The 19,252-nt window shown below is 59.5% G+C and carries 18 protein-coding genes; 9 read left to right on the top strand and 9 right to left on the bottom strand.

The window, feature by feature from the left end; genetic code table 11:
• Positions 1–68: 68 nt before the first annotated feature.
• Positions 69–794: a hypothetical protein gene (locus tag DCC27_RS00850; protein ID WP_110100197.1), complete on the bottom strand. Its 726-nt coding sequence runs from the start codon at positions 792–794 to the stop codon at positions 69–71.
• Between the two features lie 203 nt (positions 795–997).
• Between DCC27_RS00850 and DCC27_RS00845 the strand changes: the two genes are divergently transcribed.
• A complete protein-coding gene (locus DCC27_RS00845) occupies positions 998–1,192 on the top strand; it encodes a hypothetical protein (RefSeq protein ID WP_146206388.1) in 195 nt (64 codons plus the stop codon).
• 145 nt (positions 1,193–1,337) lie between these two features.
• Here DCC27_RS00845 and DCC27_RS00840 read toward each other — a convergent pair whose 3' ends face one another.
• From DCC27_RS00840 to ychF, 4 genes are all read right to left on the bottom strand, one after another.
• Complete coding sequence (locus tag DCC27_RS00840; protein ID WP_158524689.1) at positions 1,338–1,874, bottom strand: GNAT family N-acetyltransferase; 537 nt, start codon at positions 1,872–1,874, stop codon at positions 1,338–1,340.
• A 12-nt stretch (positions 1,875–1,886) separates the two neighbouring features.
• A complete protein-coding gene (locus DCC27_RS00835) occupies positions 1,887–2,312 on the bottom strand; it encodes a type II toxin-antitoxin system VapC family toxin (RefSeq protein ID WP_110100194.1) in 426 nt (141 codons plus the stop codon).
• Positions 2,309–2,542 (bottom strand): Arc family DNA-binding protein, encoded by a 234-nt coding sequence (locus DCC27_RS00830; RefSeq protein WP_110100006.1) that lies wholly within the window; start codon positions 2,540–2,542, stop codon positions 2,309–2,311. Before DCC27_RS00830 ends, DCC27_RS00835 begins: the two co-directional genes overlap by 4 nt.
• 147 nt (positions 2,543–2,689) lie before the next feature.
• Positions 2,690–3,775: a redox-regulated ATPase YchF gene (gene ychF / locus DCC27_RS00825; protein ID WP_110100193.1), complete on the bottom strand. Its 1,086-nt coding sequence runs from the start codon at positions 3,773–3,775 to the stop codon at positions 2,690–2,692.
• Positions 3,776–4,069: 294 nt separating this feature from the next.
• Between ychF and betT the strand changes: the two genes are divergently transcribed.
• The 4 genes from betT to DCC27_RS00805 all read left to right on the top strand — a co-directional run bounded on the left by betT (position 4,070) and on the right by DCC27_RS00805 (position 11,539).
• Positions 4,070–6,277, top strand: a complete 2,208-nt coding sequence (gene betT, locus DCC27_RS00820; protein ID WP_110100192.1) for a choline BCCT transporter BetT — start codon at positions 4,070–4,072, stop codon at positions 6,275–6,277.
• Between the two features lie 38 nt (positions 6,278–6,315).
• Positions 6,316–7,800: an aldehyde dehydrogenase family protein gene (locus tag DCC27_RS00815; RefSeq protein WP_110100191.1), complete on the top strand. Its 1,485-nt coding sequence runs from the start codon at positions 6,316–6,318 to the stop codon at positions 7,798–7,800.
• A gap of 63 nt (positions 7,801–7,863) precedes the next feature.
• The gene (locus DCC27_RS00810) at positions 7,864–9,441 is read left to right on the top strand and encodes a GMC family oxidoreductase (RefSeq protein WP_110100190.1); all 1,578 of its coding nucleotides are present in this window, start codon (positions 7,864–7,866) and stop codon (positions 9,439–9,441) included.
• 238 nt (positions 9,442–9,679) lie between these two features.
• The gene (locus DCC27_RS00805) at positions 9,680–11,539 is read left to right on the top strand and encodes an HNH endonuclease signature motif containing protein (RefSeq protein WP_110100011.1); all 1,860 of its coding nucleotides are present in this window, start codon (positions 9,680–9,682) and stop codon (positions 11,537–11,539) included.
• Here the strand turns inward: DCC27_RS00805 and DCC27_RS00800 are convergent.
• Entirely contained in the window at positions 11,533–12,105 is a 573-nt protein-coding gene (locus tag DCC27_RS00800) for a cysteine hydrolase family protein (RefSeq protein ID WP_110100189.1), read from the bottom strand. The two genes, DCC27_RS00805 and DCC27_RS00800, sit on opposite strands and share 7 nt — an antisense overlap.
• 5 nt (positions 12,106–12,110) lie before the next feature.
• On the bottom strand, positions 12,111–12,944 hold the full coding sequence (locus DCC27_RS00795; protein WP_110100188.1) for an NAD(P)-dependent oxidoreductase: 834 nt from the start codon (positions 12,942–12,944) through the stop codon (positions 12,111–12,113).
• Positions 12,945–13,128: 184 nt separating this feature from the next.
• Between DCC27_RS00795 and DCC27_RS00790 the strand changes: the two genes are divergently transcribed.
• Genes DCC27_RS00790 through DCC27_RS00775 form a run of 4 tightly spaced genes read left to right on the top strand, consistent with a single transcriptional unit; the run spans position 13,129 to position 16,527 of the window.
• On the top strand, positions 13,129–13,995 hold the full coding sequence (locus DCC27_RS00790; RefSeq protein ID WP_110100187.1) for an ABC transporter ATP-binding protein: 867 nt from the start codon (positions 13,129–13,131) through the stop codon (positions 13,993–13,995).
• Positions 13,992–14,834: an ABC transporter permease gene (locus tag DCC27_RS00785; RefSeq protein WP_110100186.1), complete on the top strand. Its 843-nt coding sequence runs from the start codon at positions 13,992–13,994 to the stop codon at positions 14,832–14,834. Before DCC27_RS00790 ends, DCC27_RS00785 begins: the two co-directional genes overlap by 4 nt.
• Before the next feature lie 11 nt (positions 14,835–14,845).
• Complete coding sequence (locus DCC27_RS00780; protein ID WP_110100185.1) at positions 14,846–15,925, top strand: sensor histidine kinase; 1,080 nt, start codon at positions 14,846–14,848, stop codon at positions 15,923–15,925.
• Positions 15,922–16,527: a response regulator transcription factor gene (locus tag DCC27_RS00775; RefSeq protein ID WP_110100184.1), complete on the top strand. Its 606-nt coding sequence runs from the start codon at positions 15,922–15,924 to the stop codon at positions 16,525–16,527. The genes DCC27_RS00780 and DCC27_RS00775 overlap by 4 nt, the downstream gene beginning before the upstream one ends.
• Positions 16,528–16,535: 8 nt before the next feature.
• On the opposite strand, the gene DCC27_RS00770 is transcribed toward DCC27_RS00775, so the two are convergent.
• Both DCC27_RS00770 and DCC27_RS00765 read right to left on the bottom strand, forming a co-directional pair.
• On the bottom strand, positions 16,536–18,176 hold the full coding sequence (locus tag DCC27_RS00770; RefSeq protein WP_199445855.1) for a DASS family sodium-coupled anion symporter: 1,641 nt from the start codon (positions 18,174–18,176) through the stop codon (positions 16,536–16,538).
• 143 nt (positions 18,177–18,319) lie between these two features.
• Entirely contained in the window at positions 18,320–19,207 is an 888-nt protein-coding gene (locus DCC27_RS00765) for a hypothetical protein (protein ID WP_110100183.1), read from the bottom strand.
• Positions 19,208–19,252 lie beyond the last annotated feature (45 nt).

The following is a 19,252-nucleotide window of genomic DNA, read 5'->3' as shown; positions in this document are numbered from 1 at the left end:
TCATAGGGACTGGGAGTGCTCCCAGAGATTAGAGCGAAAATCGCCACCCCATATTTCGGCAACTTTTCCTATGCTCCGCGAGAGCTCGCCACGCATACAACGAGAGTTCGTCCTTCCATTGCCGTCCGCATCGACAAATCTCCGCCCCGGTCCGATGCCCTCTTCACGGGTGCGCATTCAAGGGTTGCCGAGGGCAGCGTAGAGCCCCTCGGCAAAGGCACGAGCCCCACGGTGGAGATTTTCGTACGTCTTGTTGCCGTCATCCTCGACCAGTCGCCACCTAGTGGCTTCAGATTTGGAGGGGTCAGCGAGAACGCCTCGTTGAACAGCGCAGTCTCCGAGATATCCTTCCGGCCAAGCTTGGCCTGTGACTCGACGTTCATCCGGATGGCGACGTGCATGACAGTCTGATGATAGTGCCGGGTTTTCCAGTACAAGCGCCCATTCTCCCATGCCCACGGGTGGACATTGGCTGCGTCCATATCCGGGGCGTTGTCCTCGAGCTTCTCGGCGAGCCCTACTTGCCTCCGCAGTGCGACCTTCGCCCGAGACGCCTGATCGCGCAGCCACGAGTAGTCCTTGTCCTTGTCCGAACGGTTCCGCGACCACCCCGGCAACGCCCGATCAAGGATTTGCTGGATAACATGCGCTCGCTCTGACGCCTCGGTCCTGGGGCCACGCATGACGGTGCCGACAAATGCAAGCCCTGAACCCGTGCCCGGGTGGACCTGCGCCGGTATGGGCGAGAATCGGTCGATCTCAATGATCGCCCAGCCGGTGTCGAGCTTCGCCATGACCTAAGTCTGAAGGAAGCCCCGTCACATTTTAAGCATCCCCACCATCTGTTCGGATAGAAGGGAGTTACTGGCCTGAGGACTCCGACATGACGGATGCCACGACGTCGAAGTCCTGGTACACCGTGAGGAAGAGAATCACCTTCTCGGGGAGCAGCGTCACGATCTTGTTCAGCACTCCCTGTGGGTAGCCCTTGGTGGGCGTGCGTAGCTCGGGGGTGGACCTGAAGCTGGGTCGTGCTTTCCAGCTTCGCGACAGGCAGGCGGGCCTTGTCGATGATCTTCTTGACACACTGGATCCAGAGCTTCGGCAGGTCGACGGCCGGGTACGAGTCTTAGATCTCAGCGAAGACAGGCTTTTCGACGACAATTTCGTCCGGACCGTCGTAGAAGCCTAGCAATCGAAGCTGAGCCTCGACGAAATCCTCGGTCGGTGATCCGTTCGTTCGCCATCGCTACTTCTTCGCACCGGTGGTTGATCCGCTACACGTTAAAGCGGAACTCGACCGCATTCCGGCACGTACGGCCATCTGCAGTCAGCGACTACAAAGCCCGTCCGCGCAGGTCGACGTCGCCCTTTGGCCACGACTCGAGCGGGGCGATTGGCAGGATGAGGATCGACGGGCCGAGCTCATCCACGACAGATTCGCCGTCACGTCCGATCGACTTCTCGCGGGCATAGATCCGAGGCCAACCACATGGAGCGTAGAACGGGACGACTTGCTCTCGACAGCACAAGTAGTCGAACGCGAGTTGGTCAAGATCCCGCACCGACTGCTCAGCCCACCCCATGAGCTCACCCCCGAGACGCACCCCTTTTGCGTCAGCGCAGATCAAGACACCGCCGACTCCCACGATCGCGACGACCTCCGTACCGACAGCGATCTCGCCGCGCACCCATCCCACGTGGTCGACGACGCGGTTCTCGGCCCGTGCCCTGACGTGGACATCATGTGACGCGTAGCCGTAGGACTGCTGCGGATCCCACTCTCCGAACTCCTCGAGATACTCACTACCGAAGAATTCTCGAAGCTCACGCCAGATCTGCCTCAGTGCGTTGCTGATGGGCGATGACCTCAATCGAATGATGCTTCACGCATCGACCTTCCACGGATCCACCAGTTCTACGCCGGTGTGCTGGAAGTCCTTCACATTGCGCGTAGCGCAGGTTGCTCCGTGCGCCAGGCAGATCGCGGCGGTCTGCGCGTCGGCGGTACTGATCGGCGCTCCCGCGCGCTCTCGAGCCACGAGCACGTCGGCATAGCGGTCGGCGGCCACGTCATCGAACGGCAACACAGCGCGGCCGCCCCTGTACGGTGCGAGCGCCACGTCAATTCGTCTGGTCAGCGCATCTCTGCGCCGACCATCCGGCAACCGCCGCAAACCTGCCAGCAGTTCTGCGAGCGTGACGGACGTGATGGCTACGTCACCCTCCAGGGACGTGAGCCAGTCCGCTACGCGTGGCTCGGGCAAGGGTCGAAAGATCTCCGAGATCACGTTTGTGTCGAGGATGATCACTCGAAGTCCACCGCCCGCGCGACGTCATCGCGCACCGGGATCGGTAGCTCCTCGACTCCCCCGACATCCTGCGCGGCTGCCAGCAGAGCGATTCCTATGTGCGGCCGGCGTGCAGCTTTGGTCAGGATGGCGCGAACTTCGGCTTCCATCGACCGACCGTGCTCCTTCGCCTGTGCAGCGAGTTGCTGCTTCACGGCGTCGTCGAGACCGCGAACGATGATGGATGACATCTGCGAACACCTCCTCTGATATCAATCATGATAGCAGAGCACCTAGCAACCGCGACAGAGGCGAGGGCCCTCCAAGTACGGCACTGCCCCGGTCCTCTCATGACGAGGCAACCGGGGCGGTGCTCGGATCATCGCAGAGAGCGCCGATCACACGTTGAACCTGAACTCGACCACGTCGCCGTCTTGCATGATGTAGTCTTTGCCCTCCATTCGGACCTTACCGGCAGCCTTGGCCTCGTTCATTGATCCGGCCGTCATCAAATCGTCGAAGGAGACGATCTCGGCCTTGATGAAGCCCCGCTGGAAATCAGTGTGAATCACGCCGGCAGCCTGTGGAGCGGTGTCTCCTTGGTTAATGGTCCAGGCCCGGGCTTCCTTCGGGCCGGCGGTGAGGTAGGTCTGCAATTTTAAGGTGTCGAAACCAACGCGTGCTAGCTGGTCCAGTCCTGACTCTTCTTGGTCGTTCAGGGCCAGCATCTCCTGGGCTTCTTCCTCGTCCAGTTCAACCAGGTCTTCCTCGAACTTGGCATCCAAGAAGACTGCCTGCGCCGGCGCGACCAGCTCAGCTAGTTCTTTTTTCTTGGCCTCATCGTTCAGGACCGTCTCATCGGAGTTAAACACGTAGATGAACGGCTTGGCAGTGAGCAGATTGAGCTCTTTGAGCGCCTCGAGATCAAGTTTCTCCGACTCGATGACCGAGAAGATCGTCTCGCCACGTTCCAGCACCTTCTGGGCCGCCACCATGGCATCCAGTTCCGCCTGCGGGCGTTTCTTGCCTTTGACTTCTTTTTCCACTCGAGGAATAGCCTTCTCGAGAGTCTGCAAATCCGCCAGGATGAGCTCGGTGTTAATGGTTTCCATATCGGAGGTCGGGTTGATCTGTCCGTCGACATGAACCACATCGGAGTCCTCGAAGACCCGCACCACCTGGGCAATGGCCTGAGCTTCACGAATATTGGCCAAGAACTGGTTACCCAGCCCCTCGCCTTCCGAGGCGCCTTTGACGATTCCAGCGATATCCACGAACGATACCGTGGCCGGCAGAATCTTTTCCGAGTGAAACATCTCCGCCAGCTGGTACAAGCGCTGATCGGGGAGGTTGACCACGCCCACGTTCGGGTCAATAGTCGCGAAGGGGTAATTCGCTGCTAGCACGGTCTGTCGCGTGAGTGCATTAAACAGGGTTGATTTCCCCACGTTGGGAAGTCCGACGAATCCAATAGTTAAAGCCACGGTGTATCACTCTACCGCGTCGCGGTTTCGTCTCCAGGCATGATATGTCCCGCTCGCCAAGACCCGTGGTCAAGGTCATATCGCAACCGCTGGTGAGATGTTGAGGGCGTTATTCGGTCAGAGTAGCCTAACGTAGGTTACCGTCGAGACAGATCGGCTGTGCTTGCGTTTCATCGATCACGCTCGGCGGTTGTGTGTCGCTTATCCATACTCGATCACCTGCGTGCCCGGCTCAGGGCAAGGTACCACCGGGGTCGCAGGACACAACACCACAGAAAGTTGAGGTCCGACTGCATGTCAGCCGCCACTTCAGTGACTGAAGCACAACAGTCACCAGAAGACGATCTTTCCGACTCTTCCGCACCGTCAAAGGTCAATTGGCCGGTCTTTTGGGGCGCCCTGATCATCCTGGTTGCCTTCGTGTTGTTTGCATCGATCTGGCCATCCACCGCCGAAGATGCCATCTTTGGGGCCATGGGATGGGTCTCGGAGAACTTTGGCTGGTACTACGTACTCACCGCGGCCATCGTTGTGGTATTCGTACTGATTGTGGCGCTCACCCGGTCCGGACATACCCGGCTCGGCCCGGACCATGCCCGCCCGAAATACAATATGTTCACGTGGGCGGCCATGCTTTTTGCCGCCGGTATTGGCGTGGACCTGATGTTCTTCGGCATCTCCGGTCCGGCCACGAACTATCTGACTCCCCCGGATGTCGCTCCCGAATCTGAAGAGGCCGCTCGGATGGCCCCGATCTGGACCATCTTCCACTACGGCATCCCCGGCTGGGCCATGTACGCACTTCTGGGTATGGCTTTCGGCCTGTTTGCCTACCGCTACCACTTGCCGCTGAGTATCCGCTCGGCGCTGGCCCCGATCTTCGGCAAACGCATCCACGGCCCGGTGGGCCACACCGTCGAGATCGCCGCCACGATCGGCACCATCTCCGGTATTGCCGTTTCCCTAGGTATTGGCGTGGTGTTTTTGAACTACGGCCTGTCGGCCATGTTCGACATCCCCCAGTCCATGACCGTACAGATCGCACTGATGGCCATTTCGGTGCTGATCGCCATCGTCTCCACCGTCTCCGGTGTGGATAAGGGTATTCGCCTGCTCTCCGAGCTGAACATCTACCTGGCCATCGCTCTGCTGGCTTGGATACTGATTGCCGATAACACCACCCAGCTACTCAACGCCCTGGTCCAAAACATCGGGGATTTCTTCTCGTCCATGCCCTCGATGCTGATGAACACCTTCGCCTACACCGATGGTCAGGCACCTGAGCTACCCGCTGATCAGTGGATGGCCGACTGGACCTTGTTCTTCTGGGCATGGTGGATCGCCTGGGCGCCGTTCGTTGCCCTGTTCCTGGCGCGTATTTCCCGCGGTCGCACGCTACGCGAATTCGTCGTCGGCGTGCTACTGATTCCTTTTGCCTTCATCCTGCTGTGGGTCTCCATCCTGGGCAACGCCGCGCTGGGCTTCTTCCAGTCCGATCCCACCTTCCTCGAAGAGACCTACAACACTCCCGAATCTGGGTTCTTTACCCTGCTGGAGCAGTACCCGGGCTCGCTCTTCACGATCGGATTGGCCGTGCTGACCGGCCTGTTCTTCTACGTCACCTCGGCAGACTCCGGTTCGCTAGTGATGGCCAATATGACCTCAAAGGCCACCATGGCCGACTCCGACGGCCCCAGCTGGTTGCGTATCGTTTGGGCGGTGGTCACCGGTGCACTGACCCTGTCGATGCTGTTTATTGATGGCGTTTACACGCTTCAGGCCTTTACCGTGATCGTGGGTCTCCCGCTGTCGATCATGCTCTACCTGGTGATGTACAGCCTGTGGAAGATGTTGCGGCATGAACGCCTGGTCGCCTTGTCGCAGGCCCGGGCGCTACCCACCGCGCTCTCCTCGCGCACGAACCAGTCCGGTGAGCGCATCAAGTGGCAGCAACGTTTGCGTCATCGGATGAGCTTCGCCAGCCACAAGCAGTTGACCGAGTACGTCAACACCGTCGCTGCTCCGGCGATCGAAGAGGTCGCCGCCGAAATCGAGGCCCTGGGCGGAGATGTCCAGTGCCACCGTGGCCAGCACCCCGAGCATGGGCTACCCTATGTGGATCTGGTCGTGCACTTCACCGATCAGGAAGACTTCAAGTACCAGGCCTACCCGGTCGCATACCCTGTGCCGAGCTTCGCCACCAACATCCGCACCGTTCAGGAGGTCTTCTTCAAGCTGGAGGTCTTCTCCAATACCGGCTCTCGCGGGCGTGATATTTACGGTCTGAGCAAGGACCAGGTCATCTCCGACGTGTTGGATTCCTACGACACCCACATGGCGTACATGTCCATGGCCGGTGAGGACGGGGCACCGGTACCAGCCGATGAGACCTTCACCCCCGAGACCTGGAACGACACCGACCAAGCTGATACGAGTTCTATTGACCAGGTACCGGTTCCTGAGCCCACCAGCGCCCAGGACACCAACTCCAAAAATTCCTGACCATCTCCGACGGATTCCGCAAGGCTAGGTAACACTCTATGAGCACAACCGAACCGACAACCCTGTACATCAACGGTCAATGGAAGCCAGCCTCTGACGGCGGTACCCGCACCGTGATCTGCCCGGCCGATGGCACCGAGGTGGATGTGGTTTCTGAAGCCACCACCGCCGACGTGGAAGAAGCCATCGCCGCCGCCCGCGCCTGCTTCGACTCCGGAGTGTGGAGCTCAGTGCCCGCCGCCGAACGCGGTGACTTCCTGCTTCGGGTCGCCGATGCGATCACCGAACGTAAGGACGAGTTCGCCCGGGCTGAAGCCCTGGATACCGGCAAGCGCCTGGTCGAGGCCGAAGGCGATATGGACGACATTATCGGTTGCTATCGCTACTTCGGCAAGATCGCCGATGCCAACCCGGGTCGACTGGTCGACACCGGCGACGCCTCAGTGATCGACCGCGTGGTCTACGAGCCGGTCGGCGTCGTGGGGATGATCACCCCCTGGAACTTCCCGCTGCTACAGGCCGCCTGGAAGATGGCCCCTGCCCTGGCCGCTGGGAACTCCTTCATCATCAAGCCCGCCGAGCTGACCCCGCACACCACCATGTTGATCATCGACGTCTACGACAAGCTCGGCCTGCCGGCCGGCGTGGCCAACCTGGTGCTCGGCTCCGGTGCGGTCGCCGGTGCCCCACTGTCTTCTCACCCCGACATTGACATGGTCTCGTTTACCGGTGGGCTCAAGACCGGCACCACGATCGCCCAAGAAGCTGCCAAGACCGTCAAGAAGGTCGCCCTGGAGCTGGGCGGCAAGAACCCCAACGTGGTCTTCGCCGACGCCGACTTTGACTCCGCCGTCGACAACGCCCTGACCGCAGCGTTTTTGGACTCCGGGCTGGTGTGCTCGGCTGGCACCCGATTGATCGTGGAAGAGTCCATCCACGATCGGTTCGTCGACGAGCTGGTTGCCCGGGCCGAAAAGATCGTGATGGGCGGCCCCTTCGACGAGAATGCCGAGACCGGTCCGCTGATCTCCGCCGAACACCGCGAGAAGGTCACCGATTACGTCAAGCGTGGTGTGGAAGCCGGCGCCACCCTACGCGTGGGTGGCCACTGGGGCGGTGCAGAGCACGAGCACGGGTTCTTCTATGCTCCCACCATCTTGGACAACTGCACCCAGGAGAACCCCGCGGTGATCGAAGAAGGCTTCGGCCCGGTCATCACCGTGGAGACCTTCACCACCGAAGAAGAAGCCGTCGCCATCGCCAACCACACCGAATATGGTCTGGCTGGGGCCGTGTGGACGCAAAATATGGGGACCGCCAACCGTGTCTCCCGCGCTCTGCGTCACGGTACGATCTGGATCAACGACTACCACCCCTACGTCCCGCAGTCCGAGTGGGGCGGGTTCAAGCGCTCCGGCATCGGCCGGGAACTGGGCCAGATGGGCTTGGGTGAGTACGTCGAGGCCAAGCACATCTACCACAACACCGAGCCGGCCCCGGCCGACTGGTTCCCTCGCCACTAAAAATCCCGGTTCTTTGATCCCGGTCCATTGGACCACCCAACCGAAGAAGTGAAGGAAGTATTCATGGCTGACCATACCGATCCACACTTTGATTACATCGTCGTCGGCGGCGGTTCCGCCGGTGCCGTGATCGCCGCTCGACTCTCCGAAGATCCCAGCATTCAGGTCGCGCTTTTGGAAGGTGGCGACACCGACCAGGGCCACGACGAGGTGCTGACCCTGAACCGCTGGCCAGAGTTGCTGGAATCCGGATTTGACTGGGACTACCCCATCGAGCCACAGGAAGTTGGCAACAGCTTCATGCGCCACGCCCGTGCAAAGGTACTGGGCGGTTGTTCCTCGCACAACTCCTGCATCGCCTTCCACCCGCCCAAAGAAGACCTGCAAGCCTGGGTGGAGATGGGTGCCGCCGGCTGGGGCCCCGACGAGGTGCGTCCGCTGATCAAGCGCATGGAAACCAACGACAACGACTATGATCACAACGGCTCCGACGGTCCGGTGGAGATCATGAACGTCCCACCCAAAGATCAGGTCGGTGTGGCCATCCTCGAAGCTGCCGAACAGGCCGGGCTGCCCACCGTGCAACACAATTCCGCCGACACCGTCGGTGATGGTGCCGGCTGGTTCCAGATCAACTCCAAGAAGGACGGCACCCGTGCCTCGTCCTCTGTGTCTTACCTGCACCCAAACATGGATCGCGAGAATCTGCACATCTTCACCGGCCATCGGGTCACCCGGGTGCTGTTCGACGATGTTGCCGGGTCCAAGAAGAAAGCCGTTGGGGTCGAGTATGAAGACAACGCCTTCGGCCGGTTGAAGACCATGCGTGCCGACCGCGAAGTCATCGTCTCCGCCGGTGCGATCGACTCGCCGAAGCTGCTGATGCTGTCCGGTATTGGCCCAGCCGAGCACCTCAAGGAATTCAACATCGACGTGGTCGTGGATTCCCCCGGTGTGGGCTCGAACCTGCAGGATCACCCCGAAGCTGTCATCTCCTGGGAGTCCAACGTCACCATGACCCGTGAGGCCACTCAGTGGTGGGAGATCGGCATCTTCAAGGACACCACCGGTGAGCACGATCTGCCCGATTTGATGATGCACTATGGTTCGGTCCCCTTCGATATGCACACCCGCCGTCAGGGCTACCCCACCGCTGACGAGGCCATCGTACTAACCCCGAACATCACCCACGCTAAGTCGCGCGGTACCGTTCGCCTACGTTCGATGGACTATCGGGACAAACCGAAGGTGGATCCCCGCTACTTCACCGACGAAGAAGGCCACGATACCCGCGTGGCCGTCGAAGGCATCAAACTGGCCCGCAAGATCATGGATCAGCCGGCCATGGCCCAGTTCAAAGGGCGCGAGCTGTTCCCGGGCGAAGATGTCACCTCCGATGAAGACATCGCCGATTACGTGCACAAGACCCACAACACCGTCTACCACCCGGCCGGCAGTGTCCGCATGGGTGCTGACGATGACGAGATGTCACCGCTGACCTCGGACCTGAAGGTCAAGGGTGTCGATGGCCTGCGCGTTGCCGACGCCTCGGTGATGCCTCAGATCGTGGCCGTGAACCCGAACATCACCATCTACCTGATCGGTGAGCGGGCTTCCGATCTGATCAAGGGCGACCAGTAACAGCCTCTCTCGTCGCCGGGTCGACAACCTGGCACCGAACCGCGCCGGGGCGGAGAGTCCTCACGGATTCGCCACCCCGGCTTTTTCTTAACGACAAGGGAACAACCCGCCAACTGTCGAGATACTGTCAGCGCACACCGTCTCGCCCCACCCTCATGGATATAGAACGCTTATTCTAGTCACTCTCCACAATTCACTCGATCTCACCTTATCTTGGCATATCTGTTCTATAGAGTGGATGGCAAGAAAGGAGGAGTCGAACATGGTGCGCACCGCCAGTTCAGCCCCACCGCACGGCCCGGACATCACCGCGTTCCTTGATCTGCAAGCCGCCGATCAAGCCTCCTTAGGCGAGCTCGCTCACGGGCTCACTCAACTGCTATCGGCTTTTAACGCGAAATTGGATGCCGAGGACAGTTATGAGATGTTCGCGCATTGGTCTCGTGCCGCAGAAGTCTCCGACTGGAATACGTCTCTGGCTGGCTCCTCTGAACCACAACACCCTCAAGAACCGGAAGATCTCCTCGCCCCAGAGGAACCGCATAATGCATTCCCAGAGGTCGCGCGTCGCGTTGAACAATCAGCAACCCTGCTCACCAGCGTTCAAACTCGGCTACTGTCCTTCGCCCATCAGGCCACACGAAGCCCGGAGGATCAACGAGCTCTGCTCGGTGTCCCCACAGGTTCATCAATGACTTATGGAAACGGGCGAATCTTCTACCTCGAAGCACTCGGTCTGGGTAAGCCCGATCTCAAACGGCGTCAAACTCGAAGCGAATATCTGGTCCCAGCTCCTCCGCCAGGCTTGGGTGAGGCACAGCCAGTCCAATATCCCGAGCTCATCGAAGCATTCAGTACCGGTCGCATCTGTGTTGATAACGCCGACCGGCTCATTAAGCTTCTCAAAGATCTCCAGCGTTACGGCCGCCAGTGCCAGGTTGATCAGGAGCGTATCACAGAGGTCATTCATGCGATCTTGCCCATTCTGATTGAGGATGCAGCGTCGATGAGCGTCTCTGAGTTCAGCAAAGTCTGCAAAAACCGGCTACAAACACTCACCTACTACTTGGACGAAGATGGCCCCGCACCCGAAGAAGAACTCGACCCCAAGAAGGCCACGGATGAATTTTGGGTGCGACCACTATCCGGCGGTGGCGTGGAATTCGGGGGCAGAGCTTTCGGCTTGAGTGCAGAGCTATTGTCAACTTTGGACCACGCGGCCAATAACTACGCCGTGTTGAAAAATCATCGTGGCGCTGGTGCTGGAAACGCAAACCCAGAGACCAGGGTGCCTGAGAGTCCTATCGCCACTGCGCTCAAAGCCAACTTCCCGCAAGTCGACCCCGAAGCAGTAGCTGCCATCGACGAAAATTCCCGAGAGATCCTTTATGCCGAGCACGCTCTGTTCAATCATTCAACCCGTAAACGGCGTAGCTTCGAAGCTCTCATGGCAGTGTTAATCGCAGGCATTGGTGTGGGACAGAAAAAGAACGGTTTAGCGCATACCCGCGGACAGGTCACCAAGGTCCTTGTCACCATGGACTACGAGACCTTCTCCAAACAACTTCCCGAACGGTATCGACCAGAACAACCTCGCACCGGGGCCGAGCAGTTCCTCAGATCAAAGCCACCGGGGTCAGATGGCCCGGATCGGCCCGGAGAAAACGGACACGCTTTTAGATCTGAAGGACAGTTCACCGGAAGCATTCACCCATCCAGACTCCGAACGCTGGCCTGTGAAGCGGGAATCGTTCCGATACTTTTCGACGGACGAAACGACATTCTGGACTACGGACGAGAACGCCGGGACTTTAGCCCTGCCCAACACCGAGCCTTGGTCGCACGGGACAAGGGGTGCACAGCCCCCGGATGCACCATGCCTGCGTCCTGGTGCCAGGTGCATCACATCGTGGAATGGGAAAACCACGGAGCAACGCGAATCGATAACGCCGCACTGGTCTGCTCGCGACATCACACGGAAATTCACCAAGGGAAATGGAGTATTGCCCGGATCGATCGAGACGGTGTCTGGTACGCCGCCGCTCCGTGGCATCTTCCCGACCTCACCTTACGTCGCAACGGCTATTTCCTTCAGTGATCTGCCGATAGCAACCGAAGCACCTCGCTCGTTGAGACGGTGGTGACATGCGGTGATTGGAGCTCTATCAGACGAATCGCTTCACGATGCAGTTCCGGTGTCGCTCCGGCACAAGCATCTTCCACCACCACGACGCGTTGCCCAGCATCGATGGCACTGAATACCGTCGAGAGCACGCAACAGTCCGTGGCAACACCACACACCACTAATGCGGAATCGCGATCGACATGGCGCTCAAGCCCCTCGGTCCATTTCCCGAACGTGGGACGATCCACTACGGTGTCATCCGAAGGGCTCGTCAAATCCCAGACCGGGTCGTCGGGATCGAGCCGAAATTGGTTCCAGCGATCGTAGTAGGCCCGCCAACTTCCGGTTTCGTGGGGATCACGGACGAATCGAGTACGGATCACTGACAGCCCGCGAGCGCGAATGGCTTGAGCGATCTGCCCAGCATGGGCCTCGGCCTCGAGGTATCCCGGACACCCCCACCCCAGCTCAGGGTCGTGGAAGACCCGCTGAAAATCAATCAGCGCCAGGACGGGGTGAGGGCCAAGAACAGCGTTCATCTGATCTAGTCCACAAAGAGATCTTTTTGCAGGTCCTTCTCATCCACGCCCGGGCTGTACTTGGAAAAGTCCGTCACGCCGTGATCGCGCAAGACCTCTTCACACAGCACGGTGGCTCCGGCGTACTTCTGCGGTGCTGAAGTCAGGATCGCATGAGCCGAATCCGAGTATACATCTGCCGTGCGGGAGACCTTCATCATCTCGTCTCCGCCCAAGGCATACTGTACTGCCGCGGTCTGGATGGTGGTTTCAGGCCATAGCGTGGTAGAGGGGATACGGTGTTCAGCGCCAATGCCCAACGCAGCGAGGGTCATCCCATACTTGGCCAGCATGTATGCCGGGGCTACACCTAGCCACTTCGGCGAGGTGTTCAGCGGTGGCGACAGGGTCAAGATCCGCGGGTCGGAGGACTTCTTCAGGTACGGCAACGCCGTCCGAGTCAACAAGAACGTCCCACGGGTATTGATGTCATGCATCAGATCCACCCGTTTCATCTCGATCTTGTCCGAAGGCTCAAGATTAATAGCGGAGGCGTTATTGATGACGATATCGATTCCACCGAATTCAGCCACCGTCTTGTTAACTGCCTCGACGACATTGGATTCCTCACGCACGTCCCCCACGAGAGGAAGCGCTTTCCCACCTGCCTCACGGATCTCATCGGCTGCGGTGTAGACCGTGCCCGGTAGCTTTGGATGAGGTTCAGCAGTCTTGGCCAGCAAAGCAATCTGGGCCCCGTCGGACGCTAGTTTCTTGGCGATCTCTAAACCGATACCCCGTGACCCTCCAGAGAGAATAACGGTCTTGCCGCTCAAAATGTTGGATGATTCGTGAGTCATCGTGGTGTCCTTTCTCAACACAGCCGAAGTGATCTGAGGCACACCCATAGCCTACCGCTGTCAGAGCCGGCGGAGATAACCTGGTTACAGATAACGCCCACGGTGGTGGAACTGACTTTTGTCACTCGAGAGTCCTGATCGGCGACACTGCACCACAACGAGCCGGTACGGAAAAGTGGATGTCATGACTACTCCAGCGATCGACATCGAAAATGTCACCAAAAGATTCGGCCAGTTAACCGCCGTGGACCACCTCTCACTGCGTGTTCATTCTGGCGAGATCCTGGCCTTGTTGGGCCCTAATGGGGCCGGAAAGACGACACTGCTCGATATGATTCTGGGCTACACCACGCCACAAAGCGGATCCGTTAAGGTCCTAGCAGGCCCGCCGACTGAGGCCAGTGGCCGTATCGGTGCCGTGCTCCAGACCAAAGGCCTATTGGAAGACCTCACGGTCGAAGAGACCCTACGCATGATTGCTGGTCTGCATCGACACAGCCTCCCGATACCGGAGGTGATGGAAAAGGCTGGGGTCACTGCTTTCAAGAAGACCAAGGTCGGCAAGTGTTCGGGCGGGCAAGTCCAACGACTCCGGTTCGCCCTGGCGATCCTTCCCGACCCGGAGATTCTGCTACTCGATGAGCCCACCTCCGGCATGGACATCACCTCGCGTCGAGGGTTTTGGGACTCGATGACGAGCTGGGCGCGTGGTGGGGGAACCATCATTTTTGCCACGCATTATTTGCAAGAGGCCGAAGAATTCGCCGACCGCATCGTGGTGATGAAATCTGGGTCCATCACCGCCGACGCACCGGCTGACCAACTCGGAGGCACCAGCACCATCACGGGAACATGGCGCCACTCTCAAGAACCCTTCGAGGTACTACCGGAAAAAACCGCACTCGATTGGGACCCAGCAAAACGACGGATCAGCATCCGAACCGATCGGTCCGATCAGCTGGCTAACGAATTGCTAAATCACGGATGGATTTCCAACGTTCAGATTACTCAACACGGGCTGGAAAACCTGTTGGAAGGAGACCCCTCATGACCGCCATAGCTTCACACACCACCACGAAACCTTCACACGGGGGTTCGCCAGCTCGGTCCACCCTGAGCATTTTCGTCCACTACCTGGCCTGGGACACGTGGCGGTCCCTACGGATGTGGGAGTCGACCTTCTTCATCCTGGTCTTACCGGCCATGTTGTACCTGATGTTTGGGGTGGCCGGTGATGTTGCCGAGTTGAACTTCGGCGACGGCAATATGACCGCTTGGGTGATGACCTCCATGGCTTGCTACGGTTCGGTGATCGCTGCTACGGCGGTCAGTAGTTCCGCGGTAGTGGAAAAGCAACACGGCTGGAATCGAGTGTTAGCGCTCACGGGGCTGTCTAACCCCTTGTTTATGGTGTCCAAAATGCTGATGGGCATGATTTTGGCCATTCTGCCCACCACGCTGATTCTGATTCTAGGAGCCACCACGGGAGCGGAATTCGATACAGTGGGGCATTGGATAGCTACGGCAGCACTGACCATTGTTGGCACCATCCCGTTCGTGTTCTATGGGCTCGCCGTGGCGATGATTTTCCGTGCCCAGTCCGCGGTCGCCATTGGGTCTGGTTTCCTGGTCGTGTTGGCCTTCCTCGGTAACCTGTTTATACCCTTGAGCGGAACACTGCTGGAGATCGGTCGCTTCACGCCAATGTATGGTACCGGCCAGCTGGCTCACTATCCCCAGGCTGAGGGTCTCATTCTGGATCAGGAAGCTTTCGTCACCGGCGAGTTTGAATCCGATTCCCTGGCCTGGATTCTGGGGATCTCCCTGGCCTGGACGGTGATTTTCGCCGGCTTGTGCTGGCTGTCCACCCTAGGCTCTACCCGCCGATAAGATAAGAGTCGATGTATCCAGATCAGCTCAGTCGGGACGAGCAACGCGAACAACTGCGCTACGGCGGCGGTTGGCTCGCGCTGTTGCTCATCCCGGCTACGAGCGTCGTCCTGTCAGATCATCCGCTGTGGGCCAAGATCGCCGGCATCGCCTGCTTGGTCCTGTTCGCCGGGTGCTATCTGTGGATGTTGACCCATCCGCGCCCGTGGCCACTGCTCCCCCGGGTCGCCACGACCCTTGTCTACACCCTGGTGCTGGGTCTACTCGTGGTCCCAGTGGCGTTGCTGACCGGAGCGGATGCAGGGATGAGCCTGACATTTGTCGCAGCGCTGTGGCTGTTCACGCACAATCTTGTTCCCGGGGCAATTGGTTCCTTCGTCTCGACCACACTGGCCGGCACAGCGTTACTGATGATCAGCGACCAAATGGATCTCTGGTGGCCCCTGCTGCTGTCACTGACCTTGGCCTGGCTCATGTTGTTTTTCATCCGCTATGTCGTCGAACGTCAGGAAGTGGAGCGCCAAGTCTCGGAGCGAGACGCACTAGCCGCCCAACGGGAAGAATTAGATCGCCAGGTCCACGATGTCTTAGGCCAGTCGCTGACCGCCATCACGGTCAAGACGCAGTTAGCCATGCGATTGCTCGACACTGACCACCAGGCCGCCCGCGCGGAGCTGGAGAGTATCCTGGGATTGGCCAGGTCCTCCATTAGCAATGTCCGCACTGCGATCACCACTCTGGAAGCCCCGGATTTAGGCAACCAGTTGGAGGTCGCACTGGAGATGCTCCGTAACCAAGGAATCCACGTCACGACCACAGAAATCCCGCGACAGATCGCCCCGGCCACCGCGGAACTATTCGCCTGGTGCCTGCGTGAAGCGGTCACCAATGTGCTCCGGCATGCGCAGGCGAGCACCGTGAATATTGAGATCACCACCCATCGGTTGCGCGTCAGCGATGACGGGATCGGGATCACTCGTCCCACCACCGGATATGGTCTGGCTGGGCTTCGCCATCGAGCCGAAGCAGCCAAGGGGACTTTGACCATCTCGTCCTCGGACCGTGGCACTGTGTTGGAGGTGAGTCAGTGAATCCGATTAAGATTGTGCTGGCCGATGACCAGGCGCTGGTTCGTCAGGGGCTGGCGGCCTTGTTAGATTTGGAACAGGATCTTCAGGTGGTCGCACAACTGCCCGATGGCGCCTCGGTGGTGGAAGCCATTGCAGACCACGGCGCGGATCTGGCCATCCTCGACATTGAAATGCCCGGCACGGACGGATTGGCCGCTGCCGCTCAGGTCAGCGAGCAGACGCAGGCCAAGATTCTGATCCTGACCACCTTTGGTCGCGCCGGATACTTGCAACGCGCACTGGATGCCGGGGCACAGGGGTTTATGGTCAAGGATTCCCCCGCTGAGGAGCTCACCGCAGCCATCCGGTCGATCATGGCCGGTCGGACCGTAGTCGATCCGGCCTTGGCTGTCCAGGCCCTCACGCAGCAAAACCCTCTCACCTCCCGGGAACAGGACGTGTTGCGCGCGACGCTGACCGGTCGTTCAGTCCGGGACATTGCCGAGCAGTTACACCTCTCCGCGGGGACGGTGCGGAACCTGCTCTCGGAGGCAATCAGCAAGACCGGCTCGAAGAACCGCGCCCAGGCCGCCGGATACGCCCGGGACCAGGGCTGGTTGTAGAGCTGGTTTTAGAGGAAGACCCATACCAGCAGGGTCATCGAGACTAGAGTGATCAGGATGGCAGCGACGATATTGACCAGCACGCCTCCTCGCACCATCTGACCGATGGTGACGTAGCCGGAACCGTAGGCGATAGCGTTCGGCGGGGTAGCCACCGGAAGCATGAACGCACAGGTTGCGGCCAGCGCCACGGGTGCACACAGCATCAGTGGTTCCACCCCGGTCCCCATTGCCACGCCGGAGGCTACGGGCAAGAACGTGGCAGCGGTGGCAGTATTGGACGTCATTTCGGTCAGGAGCAAAATCGCCACGGCCGCCAACGCCACCAGGATCCACAGGCTCATCCCGCTCAGACCGGTCGCTTGTTCACCCAGCCATTCCGAGAGTCCGGAATCGCTGAACTGACCCGACAGTGCCAGGCCACCGCCAAAGAGCAGTAGCACACCCCAGGGAAGTTCCACGGCAGATTCCCAATCCAATAGCCGCACCCCCGACTCGGCGTCCGGACCGGCCGGCAACAGGAATAGCAACAGGCCGACAGCAATGGCGATCCCAGCATCGGAGATGAAAGCATCTTCCAAGCCGAGCACGTACTCCGACAGCAACGGGATGAAGACCCAGCTCACCGCCGCCAGAATAAAAATGATCAGCACTCGGCGCTCACCGGAACTCACCGGCCCGAGTTTCTCCGACTCTTTCTGCAACATCTCACGGCCACCGGGAATGTGCTTGATCTCGGGTTTGAACAGCACCTTGACCAAGATGAACCACGTGGCCAGCATCAGTACCACAGCCAAGGGCACCCCGACCAGCATCCATTGCCCAAAGCCAATGGTCATGTCCTCGTTACTGGACATGTGAGCGGCCAACAGTGCATTGGGCGGAGTTCCAATAATGGTACTGACCGAGCCAATGGAGGCCGCGTAGGCAATGCCCAGCATCAGCGCGGTGCCGAATTTCGTTTTCACCATCGACTCCACGCTGGCCTCGGCGTCGCCTTCCTGTGTCACTTGATTGACCAGCACCAGCACCGACACACCGATAGGCAACATCATCACCGCGGTTGCGGTGTTGGAGACCCACATCGACAGGAAACCGGTGGAGATCATGAAACCGCCGACCAAGGCCGAACTATTTGATCCCATCGAGCGCAACACCAGCAAGGCAATGCGACGGTGCAAATTCCAGCGTTGCATCGCCAGAGCGAGCAAGAAGCCACCTAAGAACAAGAAGATGACATTATTGCCGTAGTTGGCCCCGACCGTATCAAAGCTGACGCCCTCGCCCTCTGGAGTTTCCTCGGCGGGAACGAACACCGGAAAGATCACCAGTGGCAACAAAGCGGTGGCGGGAATCGGGATCGCCTCGGTCATCCACCACACGGCCATCAATACCGCGGTGGCACCGGTCAGCCGGGGCCAGACTCCCGTGTCTGCGGGAAGCAGGAAGTACACCAGCAGTGCCAGCACGATGCCGAGACCAAGTCCGATCAACCGACGCATCAAGTCACCGTCCGCCGGAGCTTTCATCCCCTCAGAGAGTTCGGTCTGGGTCGAGCGATACTGCGTGGACGGATATTGTGACGAAGCGTGTTGAGTCTTGGTGTAATGCGACGAGGCGTAATGACGTGTCGACTTCTCTGAACTCATCGGACTGTCCCCCAACGGTCCTCAGCGCATCACGCGCCAGCGCACACGCTGTTGCTACATATTCCTGTCATCTTCTCATACTGGCGTTAGTCAATACTGACGTTATTTATCTCACGTTAGCAGGTTCAGCAACGGGGCACGAACTAGGCGCTACTGGTCTCGCGCCCCATCGCAATCAACGCGCCGATCAAGCCCACGCCGGCCACCACCGCGCCACCGATCATCATCACGTTCAGTTGGGGATAGCTCCAATTGGCGAACGCATGCATCAGGGGCTCGACTATCGCCACGGTGCCGTCTTCGACTGTGGCAGCGATCGAGTCGTCCACCAGCCGGCCGATGCCGGTACGCAAGGTGACTCCGCCAAGCACAATCACCGCCCCGGAAATCAGCCAGACGCTCCAGCGGGCTCCGGGGGCGGCCAGCAACAGCGCTAGGACGAAGGCCACCGCGGCCCCGCCCAGGACCAGTGGCCAGTAAGTCACGTACTGTTCGATCAACACCAGGTCATCGGCCGAGATGAGTTCTGAGGGAGGAACTTGCGTGTCGATCACCAACTCGCTGGGTACCCAGCCAGTGGGATCAACACCGTCGAGCAGGGAAATCTGGTCGAGTTGCTCGCCCAGCACAACACCGGCGAGTTGGGCCACCGGGGTGAGATGGATCGAGAGGTATCCGGCATCGGGTTCGGCCGGGGTGGAGGCCTGTTGCAGCCCCTCAACCCAGTCCTGACGGGTCATCTCCACGGCTTCGCCCCACGCCTGAGCGAACCGGGAGTCCTCCACTACCAAGGACGCAAAATTCTCGGTCACCCCACCCAGCGCATCGGAGAAGGGCAACTGGGATTCCGCATTCGAGGTCACCTGATCGGCCACTAATGCCGGGACCGCGTCGAGCACCTGCTCATCACCAGAAATCTCCCGTAATGGTTCTGCGGTGTGTAACAATGCATCAGCTCGCCATCCGGTCAAACCGATCACAGTGACGATGCCGATAACCAACGCAAAAATGCTGGCAAAAAGCGTTCTCATGGTGTCCTTCTATCCCGGCGGTAGTAGTCTGGGGGACGTCCCTAG

Origin of the sequence: Auritidibacter sp. NML130574, assembly GCF_003185725.2 — a bacterium.
Classification (GTDB): Bacteria; Actinomycetota; Actinomycetes; order Actinomycetales; family Micrococcaceae; genus Auritidibacter; species Auritidibacter ignavus.
Note: the sequence above shows the minus strand (reverse complement) of the source record. Positions and strands in the feature narration are given on the sequence as shown.

What these genes read in the sequence shown, in the direction of transcription:
- DCC27_RS00850 (WP_110100197.1), bottom strand. Translation starts at nt 794, where the DNA reads ATGGCGAAGCTCGACACCGGCTGGGCGATCATTGAGATCGACCGATTC.
- DCC27_RS00830 (WP_110100006.1), bottom strand. Translation starts at nt 2,542, where the DNA reads ATGTCATCCATCATCGTTCGCGGTCTCGACGACGCCGTGAAGCAGCAA.
- betT (WP_110100192.1), top strand. Translation starts at nt 4,070, where the DNA reads ATGTCAGCCGCCACTTCAGTGACTGAAGCACAACAGTCACCAGAAGAC.
- DCC27_RS00815 (WP_110100191.1), top strand. Translation starts at nt 6,316, where the DNA reads ATGAGCACAACCGAACCGACAACCCTGTACATCAACGGTCAATGGAAG.
- DCC27_RS00810 (WP_110100190.1), top strand. Translation starts at nt 7,864, where the DNA reads ATGGCTGACCATACCGATCCACACTTTGATTACATCGTCGTCGGCGGC.
- DCC27_RS00805 (WP_110100011.1), top strand. Translation starts at nt 9,680, where the DNA reads ATGGCAAGAAAGGAGGAGTCGAACATGGTGCGCACCGCCAGTTCAGCC.
- DCC27_RS00800 (WP_110100189.1), bottom strand. Translation starts at nt 12,105, where the DNA reads ATGAACGCTGTTCTTGGCCCTCACCCCGTCCTGGCGCTGATTGATTTT.
- DCC27_RS00795 (WP_110100188.1), bottom strand. Translation starts at nt 12,944, where the DNA reads ATGACTCACGAATCATCCAACATTTTGAGCGGCAAGACCGTTATTCTC.
- DCC27_RS00790 (WP_110100187.1), top strand. Translation starts at nt 13,129, where the DNA reads ATGACTACTCCAGCGATCGACATCGAAAATGTCACCAAAAGATTCGGC.
- DCC27_RS00785 (WP_110100186.1), top strand. Translation starts at nt 13,992, where the DNA reads ATGACCGCCATAGCTTCACACACCACCACGAAACCTTCACACGGGGGT.
- DCC27_RS00780 (WP_110100185.1), top strand. Translation starts at nt 14,846, where the DNA reads ATGTATCCAGATCAGCTCAGTCGGGACGAGCAACGCGAACAACTGCGC.
- DCC27_RS00770 (WP_199445855.1), bottom strand. Translation starts at nt 18,176, where the DNA reads ATGAGTTCAGAGAAGTCGACACGTCATTACGCCTCGTCGCATTACACC.
- DCC27_RS00765 (WP_110100183.1), bottom strand. Translation starts at nt 19,207, where the DNA reads ATGAGAACGCTTTTTGCCAGCATTTTTGCGTTGGTTATCGGCATCGTC.